This window comes from Streptomyces sp. LaPpAH-108, from assembly GCF_000373625.1.
Taxonomy (GTDB): domain Bacteria; phylum Actinomycetota; class Actinomycetes; order Streptomycetales; family Streptomycetaceae; genus Streptomyces.
Genome location: NZ_KB891997.1, coordinates 396,391 through 418,400 on the forward strand (window position 1 = coordinate 396,391; position 22,010 = coordinate 418,400).

The following is a 22,010-nucleotide window of genomic DNA, read 5'->3' on the forward strand; positions in this document are numbered from 1 at the left end:
CGAGTAGGAGCCCCCACATGAAGTCCTTCCGTACCTCCGCCCTGTCCGCGAAGACCGCCAGAGGCGTGATCGCCCTCGGTCTTGGCCTGGCCTGCGCCGCCCTCGGCACCGCGGTGCCCGCCCACGCGGCCCCGGCCCACGCGGTCCCCGCCGCCCCGCACGCCCACTTCACCGGCTCCGCCGGAGAGGCCGCGCAGAACAAGGCATTCTTCGAGGCCGTCCTCGCCTCGGTCGCGAAGAAGCAGGCCGCGCACCCGAGCCTGGCGGCGGCGGTCACCGTCTACTACAACGCCTCCCAGGCGCCCAGCTTCAGCTCCCAGATAGCGAACGCCGCGTCCATCTGGAACGGCTCCGTCTCCAACGTCAAGCTCCAGGCCACCTCGGGCAGCGCCGACTTCTCCTACTACGAGGGCAACGACCCGCAGGGCTCGTACGCCTCCACCGACGGCCACGGCAGCGGCTACATCTTCCTCGACTACGCGCAGAACCAGCAGTACGACTCCATCCGGGTCACCGCCCACGAGACCGGCCACGTCCTGGGCCTGCCCGACCACTACAGCGGCCCGTGCAGCGAGCTGATGTCCGGCGGCGGCCCCGGCCCGTCCTGCACCAACCGCTACCCGGACAGCAACGAGCGCGCCCGCGTGAACCAGCTGTGGGCGGCGGGCTTCGCGAAGGCGCTGGAGAAGGTGAACGCGGTGCGCTGATCCCAGCGGTGCGCTGATCCCGCGGTGTGCTGAGCACGGCGCGCGACGGCACACGCGGCGGCGGTGCGGACGACCCGCACCGCCGCCGCAGCCGCTCCCGGCGGCTACGCCACCCGGGACCTCGGGGGCCGCTCGATGAGGTTCTGCACGGCGCGGCTCAGCACCAGCACGCCCGCGATGATCAGCAGCGCGCCGCACGCCTCGGGGACCAGCCACCAGCCCGTGCGGATGCGTTCGCCGAACAGGGTGATGCCGAGGGCGAGGCTGACGACCGCGTCGCCGATGGTCAGCGCGGGCTGGGCGGCGGCGAGCGGACCCGCCTGGAGGGCGTTCTCCAGCAGGAGGACCGCCGCCGTGCCCGCCAGGGCGAAGCCGTAGGTCTGCCAGGACAGCAGGAACGCCTCGAAGCCCTCGTCCGCGAAGGTGCCGGTGGCCGACTTCAGCAGCGCGGCCGTGAGTGCGTTGGCGATCGCGGAGCCCGAGGCCAGCAGTGCCGCCCGCCCGGTCGGGGAGCGCCCCTTCCGGGCCAGCAGGGTGACGGCCACGATCGCCCCGACGCACAGGACCAGCGCCGGTACCCAGTGGGTCAGCGGCGCCTGGTCGCGGGCTCCGTACGGCGCCGCCGAGGCCAGCATCACCGCGAGCCCCAGCACCACGGTGCCGACGCCCCACCAGCCGTAGGCGGGCAGATGCCGGTGCAGCAGCGGGCCCACCACGAGGAGCGCGAAGGGCAGCTCCAGGATGAACAGCGGCTGCACCAGCGCCAGCGGACCGTTGACCAGAGCCAGGCTCTGGAAGATCGCGGCACCGATCACCCCGGCCATGCCGATCACCCAGGCGGGACGGCGCACCAGCTCCAGCAGCAGCCGCAGACCGCTCTTGGAGCTGACCGAGGCCGCCTTGCGCTGGAACGCGGTGCCCACGGCATTGCTCGCGGCACCGGCGACGGCGAACACCGCGGCAAGTTCGATCACTACCGTCTCCCGCCTGCGGGTCGTCCACGTACCGGAGTCCACGTCCCGGAGGAGCCCGGAGGCGCTTCGGGCTTCCCCAGCCTACGAAAGCGCACGCCATCGCGCCGCCGGGGCGCCCTGCGCCGCCCGGTCCGGGGGCCGATTCACTCGAACGGGTCATTATCTCCGTGATGTACCGGCTTCATCGCATGACGGGGCGTATGGCGGAGAGACATCCGACATGCACGATTCGACACCCGACAGCCCCCTCCCGGCGCCGCGTGCCGCGCCCGGGTCCGACGTGGTGTTCAGAGCCGACTTCGCCTCGGAGAGACAGTGGATCGCGGGCCACTCCTGGGCCTATCCGAACGGCGGCCCGGTCAACCCGGGCGACGACAAACTCGACCACCTCGTCTCCGACCCCGCCTACAGCCGCTCGGGCGTCTTCCGGGCCCGCCGCCGCCCCGACGGCCGGTGGAACACCGGACTGCTCACCACCGAGGGCAGCCGCGACGGCTTCATGGTCCGCACCGGGGACGTCCTGGAGACCCGGGTGCGGCTGCCCGTCGAGACCGGCGCCTGGCCCGCCATCTGGACCTGGCGGGACGGCGGCCAGGAGATCGACGTCTTCGAGTACCACCCGGACAACCCCGACCTGCTGGAACTCACCAACCACGTACGCGGCAGCAACAGCTACTTCCGCGACCGCGCGATCCGCCCCGGCGCCTGGGTCGACCTGCGCACCGAGTTCGGCGCGGGCTCCGTCGTCTGGACCGTGAACGGCACGGTGGCCTTCGCGGACCGCCGGGGCACCGGACGCGGCTGGCACGCCTACCTCATCGTCAACCTCTCGGTCTGCGGCGGCCGTTACCACCCCCCGCCCGCCCGCGGCACCACCGAGATGTCGTACACCGTCAGCAGCCTCCTCGTACGCCGCCCGACGGGCCGGGGCGTGACCGCCGAGCGGGACGAGACGCGGGAGGAGGCGACCCCGGAGGAGGAACAGCCGGTCTGACCCGGTGGTGCGGGTGGGGGATCAGGGGCGGACGAGGGCCTTGAGGACCTGACGGTCGGCCATGGCCCGGTAGGCGTCCGGGGTCCGGTCCAGGGGGAAGGTCCGGTCGAAGACGCGGCCCGGGTCGATCGTGCCGTCGAGCACGTCGGGCAGAAGCCGCTCGATGTAGGCGCGAGCGGGACTGGCACCGCCGGTCAGGGTGATGTTCCGCAGGAATCCTGCCCGGCCGAGCGGCCCTTCCTCGTACTGCGGGGCACCCAGACGGCTGACGGTGCCTCCGTCCAGGACGGCGCCCAGGGCGGTGTCGAGCGCCTGGCGGGTGCCGACGGCCTCGATCACCTTGGCCACGCCACCGGTCAGCTCGCGGACGCGGGCGACGCCCTCCGCACCGCGCTCGGCGACCACGTCGGTGGCACCGAACTCCCGTCCCAGCGCGGTACGTTCCTCGTGACGGCCCGCGAGCACGATCCGCTCGGCACCCAGCCGCCGCGCGGCGATCACCGCGCACAGACCGACCGCGCCGTCGCCGACGACCAGCACCGTGTCCCCACGGCGGACCCCCGCCGTGACCGCGCCGTGGTGGCCGGTGGTCATCACGTCCGACAGGGCCAGCAGCGACGGCACCAACGCGGAGTCGGCGGCCACCGGGAGCTTCACCAGGGTGCCGTCCGCACAGGGGACACGGACGGCCTCGCCCTGCCCGCCGTCGACGCCGTCGAAGCCGTACCGGCCGCCGTGGCGGCACGAGATCTGCAGGCCCTTGGCACAGTAGTCACAGGTGTTGTCGCTGTAGGTGAAGGGGGCGACGACCAGGTCCCCCGCCCTCAGCCCGGTCACCTCGGCGCCGGTCTCCTCGACGACGCCCAGGAACTCGTGGCCCATGGGACGGCCGGTGCCGGTCGCGGGCATCGACCGGTACGGCCACAGGTCGCTGCCGCACACGCACGCGGCCACGGTGCGCACCACGGCGTCGGTCGGCTCGACGATCTTCGGGTCGGGCCGGTCCTCGACACGGACGTCTCCGGCTCCGTACATCACTGCTGCACGCATGAGAGGGGGATGCTCCAAAGAAGGAAGGGGGCGGTGCCCGGGGGTGTCGGTGTCTTGCCTCTTCACCGTCCCCCGGATCGCGCCGGTGTGGCAGGGCGGGCTCTTCAGGGGTAATGACAGGACCCCCCTCGCCCCCGCCCGGCGCCTGCCCGGTGGGCGAGACTGGGGACATGGCACCCCAGAGCGCGCACAGCGAGAGCGCCGAGCTGGGCCGCTTCCTGCGCGCCCGCCGGACCCGGACCAGCCCCCAGCACGTCGGCCTCACCGTGGGCGCGGGAATCCGCCGCACCCCGGGCCTGCGCCGCGAGGAGCTGGCCACCCTCGCGGGCATCAGCATCGACTACTACGTGCGGCTGGAACGCGGCAAGGAGACGCGCCCCAGCCCCGCCGTCCTCGATTCGCTCGCCCGCGCCCTGCTCATGGACGACCAGGAGCACCAGCACCTGCGCGAACTCGCCGCCCGCGCGGCCCGCTACGCCCCCGAACCGCCGCCCGCGCCCAGCCGTACCGTGCGCCCACACCTGAAGCTGCTGCTGGAATCACTGCGCCCGAACCCCGCCTACGTCATCAGCCGCAGCATGGACCTGCTCGCCTGGAACCCCGGCGGCCTCGCCCTGTACCCGGGGCTGGAGGACTGGCCCGCCACACAGCGCAACATCGCCCGCTACCTCTTCCTCCACCCGGCGGCCCGTGACCTGTTCCCCCACTGGGAGCGCCAGATCACCGGCTGCGTCGCCCGCCTGCGCGCCATCGCCGGAACCGCCCCGGACGCCCCCGACCTCACCACTCTCGTCGGCGAACTCCTCCTCAAGAGCCCCGACTTCGCGGGACTGTGGGAGCGCTACGAGGTGACCGGACGCAAGCCCGCGCACAAGACCTTCCGGCACCCCCGGGTCGGCACGCTCACCCTCACCTCGCAGTCGCTCCACGTGGAAGGCACCCCCGGCCAGCGCATCGGCGTCTACACCGCCGAACCCGGCACCCCCGAGCACGACGCCCTCCTCCTGCTCGACATGAGCGCACCCCCGTCGGCACAAGGCCGCTCGACCGCCCCCGAGGCCACCGGTCGGCAGCCGTAGGCCCGGTGCACGGGTGACCGTTGCCCGTGAGACGCACTGTGACTAGCCTGTGTTCGTCCTGTCGGTCGCTGATCGGGGTATCGAACGAGGGCGGCGGATTCCCGCGCCCGGACGCAGGCAAGGAGGCCGGACGTGGGACGCCTCGTGCCCGCCGTGACGCGGGCCCTCGACATCCTCGAACTGTTCCTGGAGGGCGACGGCACGCTCTCCGCACCCGACATCGTGCGCAAGCTGCAACTGCCGCGCACCACCGTGCACGAGCTGGTCACCACCCTCGCCGCCCGCTCCTATCTGGTCCCGGTGCCCGGGCAGCCCGGGCGGTACCGGCTCGGCGTGCGGCCGTACCAGCTCGGCAGCCGGTACGCCGAGCAGCTGGACCTCGCCGCCGAGGGCCGGGAGGTGGCGCGCAGCGTCGCCGAGACCTGTGACGAGACGGTCCATGTGGCCCTCCTCGAGGACACCGACGTCATCTACATCGCGAAGGTCGACTCCACGCACGCGGTCCGCATGGTCTCCGCCGCCGGGCGCAGGCTGCCCGCGCACTGCACGGCGGTCGGCAAGATGCTGCTGGCCTCGCTGCCCGCGCCGGAACTGGCCGCCCGCGTCCCGGACGGCGCCGAGCTGGTGGCCATGACCCCGGACAGCCTCACCGACCCCGGACAGCTGCGCGACGCCCTCGCGGAGATCCGGCGCCGGGGCGTCGCGGTGGAGCGCCGGGAGTCCAACCCGGACGTCAGCTGCGTGGCCGCCCCGGTCCGCGACCGCACCGGACGGGTGGTCGCCGCGCTGTCCATCTCGGTGCCCACCGTCCGCTGGAGCGAGGAACGCCGTACGGAACTGGAGGCGCTGGCCGTCAAGGGCGCAGCCGAACTCTCCGAGCGGCTCGGCCACCGGGAGGCGGCGTGAAGGGCTACGAGGTCGCCGTCGCGGCGCGGGCGGAGCTGGGCGAGGGCCCGACCTGGGACACGGCCACCGCCCGGCTGCTCTGGGTGGACGTCCTGGCGAGCCGCGTGCACACCTACGACCCCGCCACCGGGCGCCGCACCGTCCGCACCACCGAGCAGCACATCGGCGCCGCCAAGCCCCGCGCCCACGGCGGCCTGGTGCTCAACCTCCGCGACGGCGTCGCCCTGCTCGACCCCGACGGCACCTTCCGCTGGCTGCACCACGACCCCGTGCCAGGGCGCCGCGCCAACGACGCGGCCGTCGCCCCCGACGGCTCCCTCTGGGCCGGGACCATGCGCTACGACGAGGCCCCCGGCGGCGGCACCCTGACCCGCCTCACCGGCGACGGCGCCGCCGAACCGATCCTCACCGACGTCGCCGTGAGCAACGGCATCGGCTGGAGCCCGGACGGCACCCTGATGTACTACGTCGACAGCCCCACCCGGCGCGTCGACGTCTTCGACCACGACACGGACGGCGTCCGCAACCGGCGCACCCTGGCCGTCATCGAGGACGGCGCGGGCTTCCCCGACGGGCTGACGGTCGACGCGGCGGGCTGCGTCTGGGTGGCCCTGTGGGACGGGGGCGCCGTCCGCCGCTACACCCCTTCCGGCGCACTGGACCGGGAGATCCGCCTCCCGGTCCCGCGCACCACGGCCTGCGCCTTCGGCGGCCCCGGCCTGACCGACCTCTACGTCACCACCGCCCGCGTCGGCCTCACCGCGCCCCCGCCCCTGTCGGGGTCGGTGCTTGTGGTGCCGGGCGCGGGGGAGGGGCTGCCGCAGCCGCCGTTCACGGGGTGAAGTCGCCTTCCGCGTAGCTCACTTCACGCCCCCGACCGGCGCTTGTTCCACACGTCGAAGCCGACCGCAAGCAGCAGCGCGAGCCCCTTGATGACCTGCTGCCAGTCGGTGCCGACGCTCAGCAGGTTCATGCCGTTGTTGAGCACGCCGAGGACGAGGCCGCCGATGATGGCGCCGAGCACCGTGCCGACGCCGCCGCTCATGGAGGCGCCGCCGATGAACGACGAGGCGATGGCCTCCAGTTCGAAGTTGACGCCCGCCTTCGGCGAGGCCGCGTTCAGCCGGGCGGCGACCACCAGTCCGGCCAGGGCCGCGAGGACGCCCATGTTCAGGAAGACCAGGAAGGTGACCTTCTTGTCCTTCACGCCGGACAGCTTCGCCGCGGGGAGGTTGCCGCCGATCGCGTACACGTGCCGTCCGAAGACCGCGTTGCGCATGAGGTAGCCGTAGCCGACGACCAGGGCGCCGAGGGCGATGAGGATGATCGGGGCGCCCTTGTAGCTGGCGAGCAGCAGGGTCAGGGCGAGGATCGCGGCGACCAGCGCGGTCAGCTTCAGCGCGAAGAGCCGCAGTGGGGGCACCTGGAGCGCGAACTCCCGCTGTCTGCGCCGCCCTTGGACCTCCTGCCAGACCACGGCCACGATGAGGAGCAGGCCAAGCAGCAGGGTCGGATTGTGGTAGTCGGTGTCGGGGCCGAACGCGGGCAGGAAGCCGTTGCCGATCTTCTGCAGCCCCTCCGGGAACGGACCCAGCGTCTGCCCCTTCAGCAGGATCTCCGTCAGCCCCCGGAACAGCAGCATCCCGGCGAGCGTCACGATGAACGACGGGATGCCCAAGTAGGCGATCAGATACCCCTGTACCGCCCCTGCCACCGCGCCCACCAGCAGACACAGCACCAGCGCGAGCGGCCAGGGCACGTCGTGCCGTACGTTCAGCACCGCGAGGAACGCACCGACGAACGCGGTCAGCGAGCCCACCGACAGGTCGATGTGCCCCGAGATGATCACCAGCATCATCCCGATCGCCAGGACCAGGATGTAGCTGTTCTGGAGCACCAGGTTGGACACATTGCGCGGCAGCAGCAGATCGCCGTCGGTCCACACCGCGAACAGGGCCACGATCAGGCCGAGCGCGATCACCATCCCGTACTGGCGCAGGTTGCGGCGCAGGCCGTCCAGCATCAGCCGGAGCACGCCAGGACCGGCGGGCGGCCCGCCGCGCTCCGGCGGGGCCGGGGCCGTCACGTCCGCGCTCATGGCGTCACCTCTTCGTCTCTGGTCATCGGGCGTCGTCGTCCCTGGTCATCAGGCGCATCAGCGCTTCCTGGGTGGCTTCGGCGCGGGGCACCTCGCCGGTCAGCCGTCCGGCGGCCATGGTGTAGATCCGGTCGCACATGCCGAGCAGTTCGGGCAGTTCGGAGGAGATGAAGACGACCGCCCGGCCCTCGGCCGCGAGCCGCCCGATCACGGTGTAGATCTCGTACTTGGCGCCCACGTCGATGCCCCGCGTCGGCTCGTCCAGGATCAGCACGTCCGGGTCCGCGAAGATCCACTTGCTGAGGACGACCTTCTGCTGGTTGCCGCCCGACAGCCGGCCCACCGGCTCCAGCACGGTCGGCGCCTTGATGTTCATGGCGGTACGGAACCCCTCCGCCGCCCGCCGCTCCGCGTGCTCGTCCACGATCCCGCGCCGGGCCACCTTGCCCAGCGCGGTCAGCGAGACATTGCGGTGCACGGTGTCGATGAGGTTGAGCCCGTAGTGCTTGCGGTCCTCGGTGACGTACGCGATCCCGTTCCCCACCGCCTCCGCCACGGTCCGGGTACGGATCTCCCGGCCGTCCTTGAGTACCGTGCCGCCCGCGTACCGGCCGTAGGAGCGGCCGAACACGCTCATCGCCAGCTCGGTGCGGCCCGCGCCCATCAGTCCCGCGATGCCGACGATCTCGCCCCGGCGGACCTCGATGGACACGTCGTCGACCACCTTGCGCTGCCGGTCGATCGGATGCCGTACGGTCCAGCCGCGCACCTCAAGCGCCGGGGCCGCACCCAATTCCGCTTGGTGTGGCGGGCGTTCGGGGAAGCGGTGGTCCAGGTCGCGGCCGACCATCCCTGCGATGATCCGCTCCTCGGTGGTGCCCGGTGCCCGCACGTCCAGCGTCTCCACCGAGCGGCCGTCACGCAGTACGGTCACCGAGTCGGCGACCCGGCGGATCTCGTTCAGCTTGTGCGAGATCACGATGCAGGTGATGCCCTGGGCCTTCAACTCCAGTATGAGATCGAGGAGTTTGCCGCTGTCCTCGTCGTTCAGGGCGGCGGTCGGCTCGTCCAGGATCAGCAGCCGCACCGACTTCGCGAGCGCCTTGGCGATCTCCACCAGCTGCTGCTTGCCGACACCGATGTCCGCGACCCGGGTCTCCGGATGCTCGTCCAGACCGACCCGGCGCAGCAGCTTCGTGGCGTGCCGCAAGGTCTCGGTCCAGTCGATCAGACCGTGCCGGGCGTGCTCGTTGCCGAGGAACAGGTTCTCCGCGAGGGAGAGATACGGCACCAGCGCCAGCTCCTGGTGGATGATGACGATGCCCTGCCGCTCACTGGCCCGGATGTCCCGGAACCGGCACTCCTCGCCCTCGAACCGCACCTCGCCCGCGTAACTGCCGTACGGATGAACCCCGGAGAGCACCTTCATCAGGGTCGACTTCCCGGCACCGTTCTCTCCGCAGATGGCGTGCACCTCGCCGGGCCTGACGGTCAGGGTGACGTCGGACAGGGCCGTGACGCCGGGGAAGGTCTTGACGATCGAGCGCATTTCGAGCACGGGTTCCGCCATGGCCGCGCCTTCCAAGTCGGGGGAGTCGGCCGTCACTTGAGCTGGGACTCGGTGTAGTAGCCGCCGTCGACCAGGACTTCGCGGTAGTTGCCCTTGTCGACGCTGACCGGCTGGAGCAGATAGGCGGGCACGACCTTGGCACCGTTGTCATAGGTCTTGGAGTCGTTGACCTCGGGCTTCTTGTCCTTGAGGGTGGCGTCCACCATGTTCGCGGCGACCTCGGCGAGCTTGCGGGTGTCCTTGTAGACCGTCTGCGTCTGCTCCCCGGCGATGATCGACTTCACCGACGCCAGCTCCGCGTCCTGCCCGGTGACGACCGGCAGCGGCTTGCTCTTCGCGCCGTAGCCGTCCGACTTCAGCGCGGACAGGATGCCGATGGAGATGCCGTCGTACGGGGAGAGCACCGCGTCCACCCGGCCGGAGCGGTAGGCGGAGGTCAGCAGGTCCTCCATGCGGTGCTGGGCGGTGGTGCCGTCCCAGCGCAGGGTGGTGACCTGGTTGAGCGCGGTCTGCCCGGACTTCACCACCAGCTGCTTCTTGTCGATGTACGGCTGGAGCACCTTCATCGCGCCGCCGAAGAAGTACTTGGTGTTGTTGTCGTCGTTGGACCCGGCGAACAACTCGAGGGAGAACGGCCCCTTCTTGCCGCCGTCCAGCCCCAACTGGTGCGCGATGTACGTGCCTTGCAGCTCGCCGACCTTCTCGTTGTCGAAGGACGCGTAGTAGTCCACGTTCTTGGTGCCGAGGATCAGCCGGTCGTAGGCGATGACCGGGATATGGGCGTCGGCGGCTTCCTGGAGCACGTTGTTCAGGGACTTGTTGTCGATCGCCGCGATGATCAGACCCTTGACGCCCTGGGTGATCAGGTTCTCTATCTGGGCGACCTGGGTGTCCGGGTCGTCCTCGCCGTAGACCAGCTTGGTCTTGTACCCCTTGGCGCGCAGGTCCTTGACGACGTTGGCGCCGTCCGCGATCCAGCGCTCGGAGGACTTGGTCGGCATGGCGACGCCGATGGTGCCGCCCTTGGCGTCGCCGCCCTTGTCCTCGCTGCCGCCCTCCCCGCTCTGCCCGCAGGCGGTCAGGGTGAGGGCGAGTACGGCGGTCGCGGCGAGGGCGACTTGGCGGGGGCGTGCGGTGTACCGGTCGCGCATGGGGAACCGTCCTTGTTCGTCTCGGCGTTGAGCGGGTCGGGCCGTGCGGGTGGGTCTTTACGGGGCCACGTGGTGGTACGGGGTCACGCGGTCGTCGGGAAGCGGCGCAGGGGGCCGGGCAGGCGGCTGCCGAGCGGGGCCATGCCGCCGTCGGCGCCGTGCCGGGCGAGCAGATCGAGGACCAGCCGTCCGCGCCGCACCCGCTCCTGCGCGGTGTCCAGGGCGACGCTCCTCAGGTGCGCGCCCCACGGGTAGATGCCGGGCGCCTTCGACAGGCCGAACTTCAGATACAGCGGGGCGCCGCGCCGGATCAGCTCGGCCACCTCGTACATCCGCACCTGGCCGCCGAGGTCGTCCGGCGCCTCGATGTACAGGTCCATGGGGGCGCCGGACACCCGGCGGATCTCGGTGAGATGGGCGAGGGTGAGATCGCCGGGCACGTTGATCGAGTCGGCGCCAAGGCGCTCGAACACCGCGTAGGAGACGGGGTTGACCGGGCCGATCAGCGCGGAGACCTTCAGCGTGGTGTCCGCCGGGAGCACCCCCGACTCCCGCGCCCGGTGCAGCGCCCACAGCACGCCCTCGTCGGCCACCAGCAGGCAGCGCACGCCCAGTTCGGTGGCGCGCACCGCGTCCTCGACACACCCGGCGACCGCGTCGTGGCCCCGGGCGCGCGGGCCGCCGCCGCCCGAGTCGGAGCGCACCGCGCCCCCGGTGTCCCAGGTGCCGCGCGGCCCGGTGAACAGGCACAGCTCGATGCCGCGTTCGCGGGTCGCCCCGGCCATCTCGGTGATCTCGGCGTCCGTGAGCATCCACACGCCGCTGCCCTGGCTGATCCGGTGCACCGGCACGTCCAGCCGCGCGGCCTCGGCGAGCACGACGGCCAGCGCCTCGGGCCCCTCGCACGACGGGATCTCGGTACGCCAGCTCCCGCCGCCGGGGAAACGGTGCGGGGAGGCGTCGGCGGGGTCGGGCGCGGGCGCGCCGAGCCCCAGAGCGGCGAGCGCCTGCTCACCGGGCCTGCGGACTGCCGGGGCGGAAAGGTCGGTCACGGGCTGCCTTTCGTGTTCGGTATGCCGGACAGGGTTCGGATCTTCGGGCGAGAGGCGCCCGCTGAGGGCGCGTGCACCCAGGTCAGGGCAGCAGCAGCACCTTCCCGGGGCCCTTCGCCTCGACCGCCCGCGCGAACTCGGTCAGCGGCAGCCGGTGCGTCACCAGGGGGAGGGGGTCGAGCAGCCCGGCGCCGAACAGCCGGACCGCGTGCGCCCAGGCGGCCGGGGGAGCGCCGAAGACCGTCCGCACCTCCAGCCGCCGTACGACGAGGTCGGCCGGGTCCAGACCGAGCGCGCCCGGCGCCGGGATGCCGGTCAGGACCAGGCGTCCGCCGCGCCGGAGCAGGGTGGAAGCGGTGAGCGCGGCCTCGGCGGAGCCTGCCGCCTCGATCACCACGTCGTAGCCGCCGGGCAGGTCCGGGCCGCTCGGTGCGAAGTCCGTGGCACCGAACTCCTTCGCCAGCGCCTCGCGTTCACGGTCGAGGCCCACCACCAGGAGTTCCCCCGGGGAGACCGCCGCGAGGAACCGCACCGCGAGCATCCCGAGCGTCCCCGTGCCGACCACCGCGACCCGCTCGCCCGGCCGGACATCGGCCAGCAGAGCGGCAGCCGCGATGCAGGCGGCGGGCTCAAGGAGGGCCGCCGCGGTGAGGTCGGCGTCGTCGGGCAGGGGGTGCAGCAGCCGGGCGGGGAGGGTGAGGGTGGGGGCCATCGCGCCGGGGTGGGTGAAGCCGGTCTCCTCGTAGCCCGCCGCGCAGAGCGTGGTCTCGCCCGCGTGACAGCGGGCGCACACCTGGCAGTTGCGGAAACCCTCGCCGACCACCTTGCGGCCGACCAGCCGCTCCGGCACCCCGGCGCCCACCGCACGGACCGTCCCGGACCACTCATGGCCCGGCACCACGGGGTAACGCACGTACTCCGGGGGCCGGTTGCCCCGGTACAGCTCGCGGTCGCTGCCGCAGACGCCCACCGCGTGCACGGCGACCAGCGCCTCGCCGGGACCGGGCGCACGGGGTGTGTGCGGCTCCAGTCGGTACACGCCCGGCGCCTCCACCACCACCTGGACGCTCACGTCGTCCCCTTCGGCCGCCGCTGCTCCCAGCCCTCGGCCCACAGGTCGAACCGGGCCTGCTGCTGCGGGAATTCGGCCGCCGCGTCGGTGTCCAGCTCGACCCCGAGGCCGGGGGCGTCGGAGAGCTGGAAGTAGCCGTCGACCACCTCGGGGGCACCCTTGACCACCGTCTTGATCTCCGCGTCCGCGAAGTCGTTGAAGTGCTCCAGGATCTTGAAGTTCGGTGTGCTGAAGCCGACTTGGAGCGAGGCGGCGGTGAGGACGGGCCCGCCCACATTGTGCGGGGCGACCAGCACGTAGTGGGTCTCGGCGGTCGCGGCCAGCTTGCGGGTCTCCCAAATGCCGCCGATGTGGCCGACGTCCGGCTGGATGATGTCCGCCGCCTGGCTCTCGAACAGCTCCCGGAACTCGATCCGGTCGTGCATCCGCTCCCCGGTGGCGACCGGGATGTCCACCTTCGCAGCCACCTTCTCCAGCGCCTTCAGATTCTCCGGCGGCACCGGCTCCTCCAGCCAGGCCGGGCCGAAGGGCGCCAGTTCGCGGGCGAGGCGGATCGCGGTCGCGGGGGAGAAGCGGCCGTGCATCTCCAGCATCAGCTCGGTGTCCGGCCCGATCGCGTCCCGTACGGCCTCGATCAGGGAGACGGCGTACCGGGTGCGCTCGTGGTCCAGCTCGAAGTGGCCGGTGCCGAACGGGTCGATCTTCAGCGCCCGGTAGCCCCGCGCCACGACCGCGCGGGCCGCCTCGTGGTACGCCTCCGGGGTGCGCTCGGTGGTGTACCAGCCGTTCGCGTACGCCTTGACCCGGTCGGTGACCTTCCCGCCGAGCAACTGCCACACCGGTACGCCGAGCGCCTTGCCCTTGATGTCCCAGCAGGCCATCTCGACCACCGCGATCCCGGACATCACGATCTCCCCGGCCCGGCCGAAGTCGCCGTACTTCATCCGGCGCACCAGATCCTCCACCGCGAACGGGTCCGAGCCCGCGATGTGGTTGGCCTCGGCCTCCCGCAAGTAGCCGATCAGGGCGTCGGTGTGGCCGAGCATCCGGGTCTCCCCGACGCCGGTAAGGCCCTCGTCCGTGTGGACCTGCACATAGGTCAGATTCCGCCATGGTGTGCCGACCACATGGGTGCTGATTCCGGTGATACGCACGCCCGCCCACCCCTCGGTGTTCGAAATTTCGTCATGCGTTCGAAATGCTGGCGTGACAGTAGGGAGGGGGTGTGGGGGGTGTCAATGGGGCGGGCAGGTAACGGTTCCGGCAAGCGAGAGGCGAGAGGGAGGGGTCCGGCTCTAGTCCCTCCCCTGGTACCGCTCCCGCGCCAGCTCGCGTACGTCGCCGATCGTGCTCCACTCGTTGCCGCCCAGCCGGGCCAGGGGGCGCAGCAGGCCGATGTCGGGGCGGCCGTCGACCAGCACGTCCTCGTCGACGACCACGTGGACGACCCGGCCGAACACCACCGTCGAGTCGCCCAGGCCCAGCGTCGCGTGGAGCACGCACTCGATCGCCACCGGTGAGTCGGCCACGCGCGGCGGGCGCACCTTCAGGGAGGGCTCCCGGGCGATGCCCACGGCGTCGAACTCGCCCTCGTCGCGCGGGAAGTCGGTCGCGGTCGCGTTGATCTCCGCGAACAGCGGCTCGGGGGCGAGGTTGACGACGAACTCCCCGGTGGCCTCCACGTTGTGCAGCGAGTCCTTCCGCCCGACGGAGGTGAACTGCACGATCGGCGGAGCGGTGGAGGCGACCGTGAAGAAGGAGTGCGGAGCGAGGTTCGCCGTCCCGCCGTCCGCCGACAGGGTGGAGACCCAGGCGATCGGCCGGGGCACGACCACGGAGGTCAGCAGCTGGTAGAACGAGCGCCGGTCCATGGACTCGGGGGAATAGTCGACACGCATGACAGCACAGTAGGCCGCGTACGCCGCGACCGCGCAGGCGGGCCGACCGGGTCAGTCCACCGGCCAGGTGTGCACCGGGGCGTTGAGATGCATGTAGTCGATGTACGTCTCGGTCATCCGCCGCAGTGCCTCGTGACGGCCCGCCTCGGAGGTGGTGTCGAAGCGCCGGAACGCCTCCTTCTGCCACACCGCCCCGTTGCGCGCCGTGACACAGCGCTGCTCGATGATCCCGAGCAGCGGCTCCCGCCAGGCCGCGTCCATGCCGGACAGCTCAAGGCCCCGGTGCGCCAGCGGCAGCAGCCGCCGCAGCACCAGCTCGGGCACCGGCACCTCGCCCATCCCCGGCCAGTACAGCAGCGCGTCGATGCCGTTGCGGGCCGCCGTGTGCAGGTTCTCCTCGGCCGCCGCGAACGACATCCGCGACCACACAGGGCGGTCCTCCTCCACCAGGGCACGGGTCAGGCCGTAGTAGAAGGCGCCGTTGGCCAGCGTGTCCGCGACCGTAGGCCCCGCGGGCAGCACCCGGTTCTCGATGCGGACGTGCGGCTTGTCGTGGGCGACCGCGTAGACCGGCCGGTTCCAGCGGTAGATGGTGCCGTTGTGCAGGGTCAGCTCGCCCAGCTCCGGGATGTCGCCCCGGTCCAGCGTCTCGCCGGGGTCCTGCTCGTCGCACAGCGGCAGCAGCGCCGGGAAGTAGCGCAGATTCTCCTCGAACAGGTCGAAGACGCTGTTGATCCACCGCTCCCCGAACCACACCCGGGGCCGTACCCCCTGGACCTTGATCTCCTCGGGGCGGGTGTCGGTGGCCTGCTCGAACAGCGGGATACGGGTCTCGTGCCACAGCTCCCGGCCGAACAGGAACGGCGAGTTGGCCGCCAGCCCCACCTGCACCCCGGCGACGGCCTGCGCCGCGTTCCAGTACGGCGCGAACTCCTCGGGCGAGACCTGGAGATGGAACTGGGTGCTGGTGCACGCGGCCTCCGGGGTGATGGTGTCCGCCCAGGCGCGCAGCCGGTCCACCCCGTCCACCTCGAGGCGCAGGTCCTCGCCCCGGGCCGCGAACACCATGTCGTTGAGCAGCCGGTAGCGCGGGTTCTCGGAGAGAGACTTCTCGCCGATGTCCTCCTGGCGCAGCGTGGGCAGGATGCCGATCATCACCAGGCGCGCGCCCACCGTCCGGGCGCGGTCCTCCGCGTGGTTGAGCGCGCCGCGGATCTCCGCCTCCCAGGCGTCCGGACCGCCCGAGGTCAGCCCGCGCGGCGGCACGTTGATCTCCAGGTTGAACCGGCCCAGCTCGGTCGACCAGGCCGGGTCCGCGATCGCCTCCAGCACGTCGACGTTGCGCATCGCCGGTTCCGCGCCGGAGTCCACCAGGTTCAGCTCGATCTCCAGGCCGACCCGCGGCCGCTCGGACTCGAAGCGCGACTCACGGAGCATCTGCGCGAACGCGTCCAGGCACTCCTGCATCTTGATCCGGTACCGGCGGCGGTCCTCGCGGGTGAAGACGAGCGCCGGGACGTCGCGTCCCATCGGCCCTCCTGGATTCCCTCCTCGGACACCTGTTCCACCCCAGCGTCGCACCACCCGGGCCGCCCCACCACGCGGACCGGAACGGCCGGTGAGCGGCCCGTGACCCGCTCCGGTGAGCGCCCCGGGCCCGCTGGGTGAGCGACCTCGGCCCGCTACTCCGGCTCCAGCGCACGCGCCACCAGCAGCGCCACGTCGTCGTGGTCGTCCGGGTGCCGCAGCCCGTACAGCAGCTGGTCGCAGGTCTCCTCCAGGGGGCGGGCGGGATCGTCCAGGAAGCCCAGCAGCGTGCGGAGCCGGTCGTCGATGGCGTGCTGCCGGGTCTCGACCAGCCCGTCGGTGTACAGCACCAGCAGATCGCCGGGGACCAGCTCGACCGTGGTCGCCTCGAAGGCCACCCCGCCGACGCCGAGCGGCGCCGCGGTGGGCAGGTCCACGAACCCGGCCGGTTCCCCGGGCCGGCCCAGGGCGGGCGGCAGATGGCCCGCGTTGGCGACGGTGCACCGCCCGGTGGCGGGGTCGTACACCGCGTACAGACACGTGACGATGTAGTGCTCCAGATCGCAGGTGATCTTGTCCAGGTGGCGCAGGATCGACTCCGGCGGCAGATCCAGATCCGCGTAGGCGCAGGTCGCGGTGCGCAGCCGGCCCATGGTGGCGGCGGCGTCGATGCCGTTGCCCATCACATCGCCCACCACCAGCGCCGTCTTGCCGTCCTCCAGCGGGATCACGTCGTACCAGTCGCCGCCGACCTCGCTCGTGGACTGCGCGGGCTGATAACGCGAGGCCACCTCCAGACCCGTGTGCCGGGGGGAGTGCTCGGGCAGCAGGCTGCGCTGGAGGGTGAGCGCGGTGTTGCGCACGCTCTGGAACCAGCGCGCGTTGTCGATCGCCACCGCCGCCCGCCCGGCGATCTCCGCCGCCAGCACCACGTCGTCCTCGTCGAACGGCAGCGGATTACGGGTCCGCTTCAGATCCAGCGCGCCCAGCACCTCGCCGTGCGCGATCAGCGGCACGGCCAGATACGAGTGCACCCCCGCCTGCGCCAGCAGCTCCCCGGCCTCCGCGTCCCGCGCGATGCGGGGCAGGTCCTCGGGGCCGACCCGGGCCACCAGCACCGGACGCCCGGTGTGCACGCACAGCGTCACCAGCCGGTCGCCCGCGTACGCCGCGAGGTCACCGGGCGGGTCGGCGGCGCCCAGCGCCTCCGTGGGATGGGCCGCCTTCAGCGCGAGCGCCCGGAACAGCTCGGGCCCCTCGTCGGGACGGCTCGTACGACGGCAGGCCAGCGCGGAGTCCAGCACGTCCACCGCGACCACGTCCGCCAGCTCCGGGGCCGCCACCTCGGCCAGCTCGTCGGCGGTCTGCTGCACCTCCAGCGTGGTGCCGATCCGGGCCGAGGCGTCCGCGATCAGCGCCAGCCGTCTGCGCGCCCGGTCCGCCTCACCGGCCGCCCGGTGCCGCTCGGTGACGTCCACCACCGAGGCCGCCGCGCCCAGCACCCGCCCGCGCGGGTCCTCCAGGCGGTAGAACGACAGCGACCAGGCGTGCTCGTGCTCGGGATCGCCCGGCAGCCGCCCCACGTGGTACTGGTCGAGCAGCGGCAGCCCGCTGGCGAGCACGTGGCGCAGCGCCGACTCCACCGTGCCCACGTCCGGGAACGGCATCGTGTCCCGCAGCAGCCGCCCGATGTGGTCCGCGGCCGGCATCCCGTCGATCCGCTCCAGTGCCGGGTTGACCAGCAGATAGCGCAGATCCGGGTCGAGCAGGGCGAGCCCGATGGGGGACTGGTACACCAGCCGTTCGCACAGCGCCAGATCGGTCTCCACGCGCTGGAGCACCGTGTGGTCGGCGGCGATGCCCAGGGCGTAGACCTCGCCCGTGTCGTTCAGCAGCCGCATGGTGCGGAACTCGGTCAGCCTGCTGGAGCCGTCCTTGTGCCGCACCGGGAAGGTGCCCGCCCAGCCCCGGCCCGTCTGCAGCACCTCGGTGAACAGGTTCACGGCGGCCTTCAGCTGGGACGGGTCGATGAGCAGCCGTGCCGCGTACTGTCCGAGCGCCTCCTCGGCCTTGTAGCCGAACAGGTCCTCGGCCTGCGGGGACCAGAAGACGATCCGCCCCGAGGGCTCCAGCGCCACCGCGGCCACGCTGAGCATGTCCAGCAGACCGGTCGGCCGCGGCTGCTCGGCGCGGTGCCCGTCGTCCGCCAGGAAGGAGTCCACTGCCATCCCGCCACCTCCACCGCCGCTGCGCGCGCCGTACCTCCATGCTGCCTCCGCCGCCGGGGCACGCGCACCGCAGGGAGCGGGGCGGGGTGCGGTTCAGCTCCTGCCGTCGCCGGGGTTCTCCTCGCCGGGGGCCTCTCCGTCGCGGTCCGTGCCGGGCTGGTCGGCGCCTGGCTGGTCCGCGTCGGGCCGGTCCGTGTCGGCCTGGTCCGTGTCGGCCTCGTCCAGGGTGGGCTCGTCCTCGTCGTGCGAGGGCAGCCAGTGGTGCTCGCAGAACCAGCGCCCGAACAGCGCGCCGCCGTACACCACGAACCCGACCCCGATCAGCCACGACGACACCACGAGGACGGTGCCCACCGCGCCGTAGCTCAGCGCGTTGGTGACGATCAGCGGGGTGAAGACCAGCGTGGAGAAGGCGCGAAGGCCCGCGAGCCCGACCACGGTGGCGAGCGCGCCCGGCAGCAGGAGGTACCAGCGGACCTGGCCGCCGAGCAGGAACCACGGGCCCCACCAGAAGAACAGCACCGTGGTGAGCGTGGTCAGCACGATCCGGGGGGAGCCGTGCAGCGACGTTTTCGTCTGCACCTCCTGGTACAGATACGCCATCAGCACCGCCAGCCAGGTCGCCTGCCGCCACACCCGGTGCCAGGGACCGGCCGGGAGCCCCCACACGCGCTCGAAGGCGTTCTGCACGCTGCCGCCGAAGGACACGCCGAACAGCGCGAGCATCAGGATGCTCCACGCGCTGGTGGTGCCGATGACCTCGCGCGGCGGGCTGAACACGTCTGTGAGCACCTGCGCCGACGTGCCGGACAGCCCCATGCCGTCCGACAGCCACGAGGCGAACCCGCCCCGCACCAGCGGATCGGCCGCCGCGACCACGATGAGGAGCGGGGCGAGCGTCACCAGGGAGAGCGTGGCGAAGCCCATCGCGCGGTGCATCAGCTCCAGCTCGCGACCGCGCCGGAGCAGGGCGGGCAGCTCGACCCACTCCCAGGCGCGGTGGAGGCCGCGCCGCCACTGGCTCACGCTCTCGACTCCCCTGCACACCGCACGCGGACCGACTCCGTCTCCTGCCCCGATCATCCGCCCCGGCGGCACGGAGCGCCCGGCCGCGGGGTCCTGGGCGGGCCAGAGTGGTGAACGGGCGTGCCGTACGGGTCAGGGCCGGGGCGGTGCCGGGACCGCCGTACGAGGTCAGGCGGGCGGCTCGTCCGGATCGTCCGGCGGATACGTGATGCGCCCGTCCGCGACGTGCGCGTGGGGGTCCAGGGTGGCGGGCTTCGTCGACGTGGCCGACATGATGTGGTCGACGTCGGCGCCCGCGACGAGCAGCGCGTCCGTGATGAGCCTGCGGTGGCAGCGCCAGGGCACCGCCTCGCTGCACATGATGGCGGGCCTGCCGTGCTCGGCCAGCTCCAGCAGCTCGTCCAGGCCCTCGTGGAACTCGTCGGTGGCCATGTGGTCGGCGTAGTCGCGGAACGCCTTGACCCGCCAGGCCCCGTTGGGGGTCGGCACGTCCTTGGGGGTGTACCGCCGCCCGCCCAGCTCGGGAATCCAGCGGTACTCGATGTCGTCCGGCAGCGCCTCGGCGATGGCCGCCTGGTTCCACTGCGGGAACTTGCGCGAGGACGGGAAGGAGCGCACGTCCACCAGGTGGGTGATGCCGTTCGCGCGCAGCATCGCCACCACGTCGTCGAAGTCACGGGTGGAATGGCCCACCGTGCAGACGCGCTTCCGCTCGCCGCCCTCGCGCCGGGTTCCAGGCCGCCGTTTCCCGGCCAACCCGGGCCGTCAGACCTGTACGGGCCGCACGTGGACGCGGCCACTGACGACCTTGACCTCCCAGTCCGGCTCGTGCACCGAGGCCGGGCCCCGGACCGCCTCGCCGTCGTCCAGGCGGAACTCGCTGCCGTGCCACGGGCACTGCACACAGCCGTCCGAGGTGACCTTGCCCTCGTGCAGGGGGCCGCCCGCGTGGGTGCAGGTGTCCGACAGCGCGTACACCTTGCCGTCGTGCCGTACGACGACGACCGGGACGCCGTCCGCCTCGCACCGCACGAGCTTGTTCTCGCTGAGTTCGGCCAGCGCCACGACCTCGGTCCAGTCCGAGGCGGGTTCCTGGAACGCGGTGTGGCTGACGCCGACACCGTCGACGAACGACAGATGGCCGCCGAGGTAGGCGGCTCCGGCCGCGATGCCCAGGCCCAGCAGGCTCAGGGCCGCACCCGCGCGATGGTGGCCCGCGCGGCGCACCAGCCAGGAACTCGCCTGCACCACGGTGGCGGCGGAGTTGCCCACCGCGTGCACCAGACCGACCCGCTGCGGCGGGCCGTAGGTGTCGGCCCAGTCGGACGCGCCGGTCGCCGCGGTGGGCACCGTCGCGAGCAGACCGAAGCCGATGAGCCGCTGCGCGGCGGCCGTCCCGGACTTTCCGGCCGTCAGGTCCAGCACGGTGGCCATGCTCCACGCGCCGATGGGCAGATCGGTGAGCACGGGGTGCAGCGCGTGGCCCAGCCAGGTGCCGGACAGCGCGTCCTTGACCGGGGCGTCGCGCGTCGCGCGCCCCACCAGGCCGGCGGCCTTGCTCGCCGGACCGTCGAGAACCTGCATGTTCCCGATCTCGTTGATGGCGTCCTCGACCAGCTTTGGCATGACAGTCGCTCCTCGTCGCGGGCGGGCGGACATGTCGAGCGGCCTCCCGGGCGCTTCCGCCTCATGCTCCCACCGCACGGGTACCCCGGCCACCGGAGCATGTGCGCGGCGAGGGACGGGAGTTCACCGCAGGGTCCGTGTGGTGCGCGGGAGTTCGCCGTGGTGATGCGCGGGGGTTCGCCCCTGCTCAGCCCCGCTCCCACGCCTGCGGACCGCCGCCCCGCCACTCGACCCAGGGACCGGCCGCCACGTCCGACGCCTCGACGTCCTCCATGCCCGCGCGGCGCAGGAACTCGGCCACGTCGAGCAGCGTGTACGCCATCCCCACGAACCGGTCGCCGACGCGCACCCGGCGTCCCCCGTCCTCGGCGGGCGGGTACACGACTACGGGAGGCAGGGCGGCCATGCCCCCAGCGTGGCCCGGTCGGCGGCCCGCCGCACGCGCGGCTACTCCACGGCGGGGTCCTCCTGGCTGCACCGCACCGCCGTCCTGACCGCCTCCTCCAGACGGTCCCGGTCCTCGCCCGTCGCCGTCGCGTACGAGGTGATCGCGTCCTGTACGGCGTCGTAGACCGCGCGCCAGCGCTGCCGCTGCGCGTCGTACTCGGCGCCGCTGAGACCGGCCAGCCGGGCCCGCTCGATCTCGGCGGACCGCTCCAGCGCGATCAGGCTGTCGGGGATGTCTGCCACGAGGGGATCGTAAGCCGGGGGAGGGCGGGCCGCGCCCCGGGCGGCGAGGGATTCCCGGGGAGTCGACCGGTGTATCCGTTGCCGACGGCCTCATGGATGGGTCCGGGATCTTTCTTTCACCTGATCGGGTGATTGACCAATCCGCCGGACCGCCGGGACCGGATTCCCCGTGTGAGGGATGAGGAGAAGGACGAGCGAGGGCCGCGGGGTCCGCACCCGATGGGCGGGCCGGTCGCGGGGTGTGCCGCGCCGACGAGGGCCGGGCGGACGGCGGCGGGCGTCCGTCCGCCGATGCGTCCGGCCGTCGTGGAGGGCGTGGCGCGGGACCGGGGTGCGGCTCCGGTCCGGCGGTGCGGTGTTCT

General features: G+C 72.4%; 21 protein-coding genes. 5 read left to right on the plus strand and 16 right to left on the minus strand.

The genetic code is table 11. The annotated features are described in order from the left end of the window. Positions 1-17: 17 nt before the first annotated feature. A complete protein-coding gene (gene snpA / locus B079_RS0126275; RefSeq protein ID WP_018548838.1) occupies positions 18-707 on the plus strand; it encodes a snapalysin in 690 nt (229 codons plus the stop codon). A 104-nt stretch (positions 708-811) separates the two neighbouring features. Here snpA and B079_RS0126280 read toward each other — a convergent pair whose 3' ends face one another. After that, positions 812-1,681, minus strand: coding sequence for a DMT family transporter (locus tag B079_RS0126280; RefSeq protein ID WP_018548839.1), 870 nt, complete (start codon positions 1,679-1,681; stop codon positions 812-814). 220 nt (positions 1,682-1,901) lie between these two features. Between B079_RS0126280 and B079_RS0126285 the strand changes: the two genes are divergently transcribed. Further along, positions 1,902-2,675 (plus strand): family 16 glycosylhydrolase, encoded by a 774-nt coding sequence (locus tag B079_RS0126285; RefSeq protein WP_018548840.1) that lies wholly within the window; start codon positions 1,902-1,904, stop codon positions 2,673-2,675. 21 nt (positions 2,676-2,696) lie between these two features. On the opposite strand, the gene B079_RS0126290 is transcribed toward B079_RS0126285, so the two are convergent. Next, on the minus strand, positions 2,697-3,725 hold the full coding sequence (locus B079_RS0126290) for a zinc-binding dehydrogenase (RefSeq protein WP_026249099.1): 1,029 nt from the start codon (positions 3,723-3,725) through the stop codon (positions 2,697-2,699). Positions 3,726-3,895: 170 nt separating this feature from the next. Here B079_RS0126290 and B079_RS0126295 point away from each other — a divergent pair, with 170 nt between their 5' ends. The 3 genes from B079_RS0126295 (at position 3,896) to B079_RS0126305 (ending at position 6,552) form a co-directional block, all read left to right on the plus strand. Continuing rightward, positions 3,896-4,804, plus strand: coding sequence for a helix-turn-helix transcriptional regulator (locus B079_RS0126295; protein ID WP_018548842.1), 909 nt, complete (start codon positions 3,896-3,898; stop codon positions 4,802-4,804). Between the two features lie 132 nt (positions 4,805-4,936). After that, positions 4,937-5,710, plus strand: a complete 774-nt coding sequence (locus B079_RS0126300; protein ID WP_018548843.1) for an IclR family transcriptional regulator — start codon at positions 4,937-4,939, stop codon at positions 5,708-5,710. After that, complete coding sequence (locus B079_RS0126305; protein WP_018548844.1) at positions 5,707-6,552, plus strand: SMP-30/gluconolactonase/LRE family protein; 846 nt, start codon at positions 5,707-5,709, stop codon at positions 6,550-6,552. Before B079_RS0126300 ends, B079_RS0126305 begins: the two co-directional genes overlap by 4 nt. 23 nt (positions 6,553-6,575) lie before the next feature. Here the strand turns inward: B079_RS0126305 and mmsB are convergent, their stop codons facing one another. The 14 genes from mmsB to B079_RS0126375 all read right to left on the minus strand — a co-directional run bounded on the left by mmsB (position 6,576) and on the right by B079_RS0126375 (position 21,648). Beyond that, positions 6,576-7,808 (minus strand): multiple monosaccharide ABC transporter permease, encoded by a 1,233-nt coding sequence (mmsB, locus tag B079_RS0126310; RefSeq protein WP_018548845.1) that lies wholly within the window; start codon positions 7,806-7,808, stop codon positions 6,576-6,578. 22 nt (positions 7,809-7,830) lie between these two features. Continuing rightward, positions 7,831-9,378 carry a multiple monosaccharide ABC transporter ATP-binding protein gene (mmsA, locus tag B079_RS0126315; RefSeq protein WP_026249100.1) on the minus strand — a complete coding sequence of 516 codons (1,548 nt, stop codon included), beginning with the start codon at positions 9,376-9,378 and terminating at the stop codon, positions 7,831-7,833. Between the two features lie 32 nt (positions 9,379-9,410). After that, a complete protein-coding gene (gene chvE, locus B079_RS0126320; RefSeq protein WP_018548847.1) occupies positions 9,411-10,529 on the minus strand; it encodes a multiple monosaccharide ABC transporter substrate-binding protein in 1,119 nt (372 codons plus the stop codon). Between the two features lie 83 nt (positions 10,530-10,612). Continuing rightward, positions 10,613-11,581, minus strand: a complete 969-nt coding sequence (locus tag B079_RS0126325) for a hypothetical protein (RefSeq protein ID WP_018548848.1) — start codon at positions 11,579-11,581, stop codon at positions 10,613-10,615. 82 nt (positions 11,582-11,663) lie between these two features. Continuing rightward, positions 11,664-12,653, minus strand: a complete 990-nt coding sequence (locus B079_RS0126330) for a zinc-dependent alcohol dehydrogenase (RefSeq protein ID WP_018548849.1) — start codon at positions 12,651-12,653, stop codon at positions 11,664-11,666. Then, positions 12,650-13,807, minus strand: a complete 1,158-nt coding sequence (locus B079_RS0126335) for a mandelate racemase/muconate lactonizing enzyme family protein (protein ID WP_026249101.1) — start codon at positions 13,805-13,807, stop codon at positions 12,650-12,652. The genes B079_RS0126330 and B079_RS0126335 overlap by 4 nt, the downstream gene beginning before the upstream one ends. A gap of 141 nt (positions 13,808-13,948) precedes the next feature. Beyond that, positions 13,949-14,551: a flavin reductase family protein gene (locus B079_RS0126340; protein ID WP_018548851.1), complete on the minus strand. Its 603-nt coding sequence runs from the start codon at positions 14,549-14,551 to the stop codon at positions 13,949-13,951. 51 nt (positions 14,552-14,602) lie between these two features. Further along, positions 14,603-16,081, minus strand: coding sequence for a glutamate--cysteine ligase (locus B079_RS0126345; RefSeq protein WP_018548852.1), 1,479 nt, complete (start codon positions 16,079-16,081; stop codon positions 14,603-14,605). A gap of 152 nt (positions 16,082-16,233) precedes the next feature. Then, positions 16,234-18,306 (minus strand): SpoIIE family protein phosphatase, encoded by a 2,073-nt coding sequence (locus B079_RS0126350; RefSeq protein WP_018548853.1) that lies wholly within the window; start codon positions 18,304-18,306, stop codon positions 16,234-16,236. 93 nt (positions 18,307-18,399) lie between these two features. Then, complete coding sequence (locus B079_RS0126355; protein ID WP_420705791.1) at positions 18,400-19,389, minus strand: ribonuclease BN; 990 nt, start codon at positions 19,387-19,389, stop codon at positions 18,400-18,402. Positions 19,390-19,500: 111 nt separating this feature from the next. After that, positions 19,501-20,025: a DUF488 family protein gene (locus B079_RS0126360; protein WP_018548855.1), complete on the minus strand. Its 525-nt coding sequence runs from the start codon at positions 20,023-20,025 to the stop codon at positions 19,501-19,503. A 72-nt stretch (positions 20,026-20,097) separates the two neighbouring features. Then, positions 20,098-20,958, minus strand: coding sequence for a Rieske 2Fe-2S domain-containing protein (locus B079_RS0126365; protein WP_018548856.1), 861 nt, complete (start codon positions 20,956-20,958; stop codon positions 20,098-20,100). Between the two features lie 187 nt (positions 20,959-21,145). Next, the gene (locus B079_RS0126370; RefSeq protein ID WP_026249102.1) at positions 21,146-21,364 is read right to left on the minus strand and encodes a hypothetical protein; all 219 of its coding nucleotides are present in this window, start codon (positions 21,362-21,364) and stop codon (positions 21,146-21,148) included. 41 nt (positions 21,365-21,405) lie between these two features. Continuing rightward, a complete protein-coding gene (locus B079_RS0126375; RefSeq protein ID WP_018548858.1) occupies positions 21,406-21,648 on the minus strand; it encodes a hypothetical protein in 243 nt (80 codons plus the stop codon). Positions 21,649-22,010: the final 362 nt, after the last annotated feature.

Bases quoted from the DNA above. Each gene is read 5' to 3' on its own strand.
- snpA (WP_018548838.1), top strand. From the start codon at position 18: ATGAAGTCCTTCCGTACCTCCGCCCTGTCCGCGAAGACCGCCAGAGGC.
- B079_RS0126285 (WP_018548840.1), top strand. From the start codon at position 1,902: ATGCACGATTCGACACCCGACAGCCCCCTCCCGGCGCCGCGTGCCGCG.
- B079_RS0126290 (WP_026249099.1), bottom strand. From the start codon at position 3,725: ATGCGTGCAGCAGTGATGTACGGAGCCGGAGACGTCCGTGTCGAGGAC.
- B079_RS0126295 (WP_018548842.1), top strand. From the start codon at position 3,896: ATGGCACCCCAGAGCGCGCACAGCGAGAGCGCCGAGCTGGGCCGCTTC.
- mmsB (WP_018548845.1), bottom strand. From the start codon at position 7,808: ATGAGCGCGGACGTGACGGCCCCGGCCCCGCCGGAGCGCGGCGGGCCG.
- mmsA (WP_026249100.1), bottom strand. From the start codon at position 9,378: ATGGCGGAACCCGTGCTCGAAATGCGCTCGATCGTCAAGACCTTCCCC.
- chvE (WP_018548847.1), bottom strand. From the start codon at position 10,529: ATGCGCGACCGGTACACCGCACGCCCCCGCCAAGTCGCCCTCGCCGCG.
- B079_RS0126340 (WP_018548851.1), bottom strand. From the start codon at position 14,551: ATGCGTGTCGACTATTCCCCCGAGTCCATGGACCGGCGCTCGTTCTAC.
- B079_RS0126345 (WP_018548852.1), bottom strand. From the start codon at position 16,081: ATGGGACGCGACGTCCCGGCGCTCGTCTTCACCCGCGAGGACCGCCGC.
- B079_RS0126350 (WP_018548853.1), bottom strand. From the start codon at position 18,306: ATGGCAGTGGACTCCTTCCTGGCGGACGACGGGCACCGCGCCGAGCAG.
- B079_RS0126355 (WP_420705791.1), bottom strand. From the start codon at position 19,389: ATGATCGGGGCAGGAGACGGAGTCGGTCCGCGTGCGGTGTGCAGGGGA.
- B079_RS0126365 (WP_018548856.1), bottom strand. From the start codon at position 20,958: ATGCCAAAGCTGGTCGAGGACGCCATCAACGAGATCGGGAACATGCAG.
- B079_RS0126370 (WP_026249102.1), bottom strand. From the start codon at position 21,364: ATGGCCGCCCTGCCTCCCGTAGTCGTGTACCCGCCCGCCGAGGACGGG.